The sequence below is a fragment of the Streptomyces sp. NPDC006265 genome, from assembly GCF_040613555.1.
Classification (GTDB): Bacteria; Actinomycetota; Actinomycetes; order Streptomycetales; family Streptomycetaceae; genus Streptomyces.
Genome location: NZ_JBEXSH010000730.1, coordinates 1 through 4,679 on the forward strand (window position 1 = coordinate 1; position 4,679 = coordinate 4,679).

The following is a 4,679-nucleotide window of genomic DNA, read 5'->3' on the forward strand; positions in this document are numbered from 1 at the left end:
ATGACGCCGTGGTGGAGGACCCTGCGCGGGCTGCGCGGATCGCCGCCGCCCTGGAGGTCCTGGCCGGCGCCGATCAGCATGAAGGGCTGGCTGTCCAGGCTGCCGCCCACGATGCCGCCTTGCTGACCTGGGATGAACTGCGTGCCCGCCAGATCTGGGCGGGGCTGCCGCCGTGCGACCGCGCCGCGATGTACCAGCTGCTCGCCCACGCGGACTCGGTCCGCGCGATACGCGCGTCCGTCGCGAGCGCCGCGAGGGAACTGGCGGGCGGAGTCGCACAGATGACACGGCTGTGGGAACCCTCATCACCAGGGCAGCTCCCCCACGGAGAAACCGCTGCAGACCTCCTCGGCGCCCTCGACCGACTTCCCTCGCAATGGCGGGTCTTGGTCCTGGGCGGCCAGCGTGAACCACGATGCCCAGCCCGTGTGCCCCTGGACGAAGCCGTGGGGTGGGCCCTTCACCACGCATCCGCAGGGCTGGCCCCACCGCCCCCCGTGGATGACTGGAAGGCCGAGTCGGACCGAAAGGAGGACGAAAGGCTCGGGGCAATCACCAGCGAGCGGCTCGCCAAACTGCCGTACGGCTGGCAGGTCGACGCGGTGCGCCGCATCGCGCTCGGCGCCGACGCGCTCGGCACGGTCGCTGGGGTGGCCCTCTCCATCAACGTGATCCGCATCTACGGCGTAACCGTTCGAACGGGCACGGACGAGGCTCTCTGATGGGGGCGGCTCATCGCAACGCCGCACTGCAGGACTCGCATGCCGGTGCCCCGGCCCTTCTCGAAGATGAGGGGGCGAGTTACGCGGCTGCGGACGTCGCAATCAGCGGCGTAGGCAAGAACGCGCTGGTCTCCCGCCGACTGCCCATCGCCCGAACCGGACTGATTTCAAGGTGGTTCGTGTACCTGACTTGCTGGGAGGCTGCGGGTGATCCCTGACTTCATGCGAGAACTCCGTGAGCTGGTCGGCGGAAGCCATCTGCTGTGGCTTGCCGGAGTAAACATGGTGGTTCGCGATCCAGCGCGGGGTGTCCTCCTACACCGCCGCTCCGGCACCGACGAGTGGTCGTTGCTGTCCGGGATCCTCAACCCGGGCGAACAGCCGGCCCGCGGTGCCGTACGCGAGGTCTTCGAGGAGACGGGCATCCGGGTCGTTCCCGAACGCCTGGTGGAGCAGACCCGGCACCTTCGCGAGCGCCACGGGCCTCTCGCCTCCTTATCGATCCCCGCTACCGCGGAGCCCATCTCCTTGTCCGAGAGGCACGCGGCATGAACTCAACCACTATCACCGCGGAGGGACGGCGGAGAAGGCCGGGAGAACGGGGAACACCTGCGCAGGTGGCGGATCGCTCACGAGGAGCTCCTCGCGCCCAGGCGCCCCGACGTGATCCTTCGCCAGGAGACGACCTACAGCCACCTCGACAAGCAGCTCGCCCCGCGGCCGAGAGCGCGAAGCCGAGGAACCCCCGCCTTCTGAAGGAGGTGAGCTCGAGAGATCGGTCCCCTGCGCACGGGCAGCGGGAAGGGCGACCGCACACCCCCAGGTGCCCTGCCGCATGGGCTTTCGCACCCTGCCCGCGACTCCTGGGACGAATGAGAGGTGATGCGTGATGACGGGCTCGACGGCAAAGCACCACGGTCCCAACGAAGTGTTACGCAAGCACCTGGAGTACTTAGGCTGGTCTATCAGTGGCTTCGCCCGCCGGATCGGCGCGAGGTGTCAGGCGGTGGGACTGACCCACACCGTCAGCCCCAGCACCGTCTCCCGCTGGTGCAAGGGTGCCGTCCCGAGCGCGGAACTCGCGGCAGCGGCGTGCCACGTCCTGTCCGCGGCGCTACACCAGCACGTGACACCCGAGAGCCTGGGCTGGTTGTCGGACAACGCCCAGGTAGCCGCGCAGTCACTGGAGTACCGGGACGTCGCCCACGCCGTTCGCATGCTGGCGAGGCTGTGGGCGCTGGACGCCATGCGCCGACGCGACGTCGTCAAGAGTGCGTTCTCGGCGAGCGTGTTCGGACCTGCCTCGCGCGAGGCGCTCGTCATGCCTGCCGACACCGACACCGGTGGGAGAGGAGGGCCCTACAAGGTCACTGCTGCCGACATCGACCTGGTCGACGAGCACACGCGGATCTACGGGAGGCTGGACGCCCAGCATGGTGGGGGGAAGTACCGCGGCGTCTTCGCTTCGCTGATGGACACGCACGCAACCCCGATGCTGAGCGGCACGTACTCTGCGCGTACAGGCCAGCGGTTGTACGGCAGTGTGGTGGATGCGGTCCTCGCGATGGCCTCGATGGCTTACGACGACCAGCTCCCTGGCCTGGCACAGCGCTACGACCTTCAGGCGATGCGGCTGGCCCAGGCGATTGGTGACCGCGCCCGCATCACCCGGGTCCACATCCACCAAGTCCGACTGGCGGCGACGCAGGGTGGCCGGGTGGATGTGCTCTCTCACGCGCGCAGTGCTGTGCTGGCGGCTGAGGGAACACCTCCCCTTGTCAGGGCCTACGCGTGCGTGACCGAAGCTCGAGCATGGGCGCTGAATGGAAAGCCGGACCAGGTCACGACAGCGGTGAAGCGTGCCCGTTCGTTCTTCGCCCGCGCTCAGAGCAGCGACGGCCCGGCCTGGCTTGAGTGGTTCCACCTCCGTGAGTTGGAGGGACAGGCGGCGTGGGCGTTCGCCGTGGCCGGGCTGGCCGAGCAGGGAGCACAGTCCTTGAAGAAGGCAACAGCCCTTCCGTCGGACGGGACGCGTGACACGGTAGAACTCTTGATCACTGAGGCAGAACTGGCGAGGCTGCGCGGTGACTCGGCCGAGCACGCGGCTGTGGCGAAGCGTGCCTCCCAGGCATCCCAGCACCTGATGAGCCGCCGGCTCTCCGAACGTCTCGACCACCTCAATGCAGGCGAGCCGCTGCGCGGCTTCTGACCCCGCGGCACGCGCCGGCCGGGACCGCACCCGCGGGCCAGGGGCAGAGGCCGCCGTGTCGCGGTTCGAAGCCGTCCCGGAACACGCCGACAACGGACGCTCATCAGCTTGTGGGGAAGAGGTTTTGGTAGATCGTGTTGGTCCTGAAGGAGCCACCGTGATGCGGGGATGACAGGGTGGCGTGGTGAAGTTGCCTGTCGGCAGTGTGCAGGTCGGCGCTGAGGTGATAGTCCGGATGAACAGCGTCATCGCTGAGGGTGGCCGCGAAGGTGAGCTCCAAGACGTCTCCGGGCGCGACCGACACGGAGTCTTCGAAGAGCGGCAGGTAGATGGTGGCCCAGTTCGTCTTCATGTGTAGGGCGTCAAGGGGCTCTTCGTCCGGCAGACACCAGAGATTGAGCCAGGTGAGCACACCGTCCATGTGGCCCGGCCGCGTGATGGCGATGCGCGTTGTCGTGCGCTGCTCCGTCCGCAGATCGCCGTTGAAGTCGAGCACCTCGACGGGCGCGCCCTGGGAGAGCAGTGCGCCGGCGGATGGGTTTTCGATCCTGAGTCGCACGTCGAAGGGCGTGCCGTGCCAGTCGAAGATGCTGCGTAGGTACGGGAGAGAGGCCTCGGCGAAGGCTATGGGCTGCTCGGGGAGCAGGTCGGCCAGGCGGACCGCTGCAGCCAGGGTCACCGCCCGGTGGGGCACCACCAGTCCCCCAGGATCCAGGTGGCGGTTGCGCGCGTCGGTCAGGACGGCTGCCGCGCCTTCGGCGCCGGCCAGGGAGCCGATGATCTCCGCAACGCAGACATCGGCTCTGGGCGCGAACTGAAGCTCGGTCGACTGGCCGAGCAAAAGCGTGATCCGGTCCTGCGGGTCGAAGGACGGCAGGTTTGCGGCCGCCTTGTGGAACGCGTCCTCAATGACCTCGATGGCCAGGGCGTGTCGGGCTCCCGCCTGCAGACCTTCACGCGCCCAGAGAAGGTCTTGTCCGGTCCCGATGTCCAGGATGCGCTTGGGCGCCAGTTGGGACAGGGCCGCTCGGAAGCGCTCGTTGCGTTCGTCATCGGTGGTCATGGTCGTGTAGAGGAACGGGTCGTAGATGGGGTACTCCCCGACGCTCGGCCACAGGGCGGGGCGGCCCTCTTGCTCGGGCTCCGGGTCCACGCACACGCGAAGGGAGTGCCCGCGTGTCTCGATCTCCTCGATGCTGCGCATATCTCGCCTTTCGCGATGGTCCTCGGGGTGGGCCGGCTGTTCAGCCTGTTCTGCTGACCGCTGCGGACGAGTGGAGGCTTCAGAGGCCAGCACCGCCGAGCAGCCAGGTGATCTTGGTGGTGGTGTCGAACGGCGGCCGTTCAAGGGAGGCTCCGGACGTGCAACGAGTGCCTACATACAGCCAGCCCAGCAGCTGCTCCCCTTCGGCGACACCGAGGTACTTGCGGACCTGGGGTGCCTGGACGGCTTGACCGGTGCGCCAGATCGATGCCCAGCCGTGGCCGTGCAGGAGCAGGGAGAGTGTGGTGACCATGCCGGTTGTTGCGGCCAGCTGCTCCCACTCGGGGACCTTCGGGTGGTCGGGCACGGGGCTGTGCACGATCGACAGGAGCAGCGGGGCGCGCAGGGGCTTCTTGGCGGCGCGCCGGGCCTGCTCCGGCGAGGTGGCGGCTTCGCCGAGCACGTCGCCGAGTCGAGCCCGTTCGTCCCCGGTCACTGCGACCAGCCGCCAGGGCCGCAGTCGTCCGTGGTCGGGTGCGGTGGC

Annotated in this window: 5 protein-coding genes; 3 read left to right on the forward strand and 2 right to left on the reverse strand. The window is 68.4% G+C overall.

Translation table 11 applies throughout. The features are described from left to right. The first annotated feature begins 119 nt into the window (after positions 1 to 119). From ABZ281_RS38545 to ABZ281_RS38555, 3 genes are all read left to right on the forward strand, one after another. Positions 120 to 722, forward strand: a complete 603-nt coding sequence (locus tag ABZ281_RS38545; RefSeq protein ID WP_356662672.1) for a hypothetical protein — start codon at positions 120 to 122, stop codon at positions 720 to 722. Positions 723 to 944: 222 nt separating this feature from the next. Then, on the forward strand, positions 945 to 1,274 hold the full coding sequence (locus tag ABZ281_RS38550) for an NUDIX domain-containing protein (RefSeq protein ID WP_356662673.1): 330 nt from the start codon (positions 945 to 947) through the stop codon (positions 1,272 to 1,274). A 337-nt stretch (positions 1,275 to 1,611) separates the two neighbouring features. Beyond that, the gene (locus ABZ281_RS38555; RefSeq protein WP_356662674.1) at positions 1,612 to 2,931 is read left to right on the forward strand and encodes a helix-turn-helix transcriptional regulator; all 1,320 of its coding nucleotides are present in this window, start codon (positions 1,612 to 1,614) and stop codon (positions 2,929 to 2,931) included. 103 nt (positions 2,932 to 3,034) lie between these two features. On the opposite strand, the gene ABZ281_RS38560 is transcribed toward ABZ281_RS38555, so the two are convergent. Then, positions 3,035 to 4,135, reverse strand: coding sequence for a class I SAM-dependent methyltransferase (locus tag ABZ281_RS38560; protein WP_356662675.1), 1,101 nt, complete (start codon positions 4,133 to 4,135; stop codon positions 3,035 to 3,037). A 79-nt stretch (positions 4,136 to 4,214) separates the two neighbouring features. Then, positions 4,215 to 4,679, reverse strand: a 465-nt coding sequence (locus ABZ281_RS38565; RefSeq protein ID WP_356662676.1) for a nitroreductase, incomplete at its 5' end; no start/stop codon positions are given.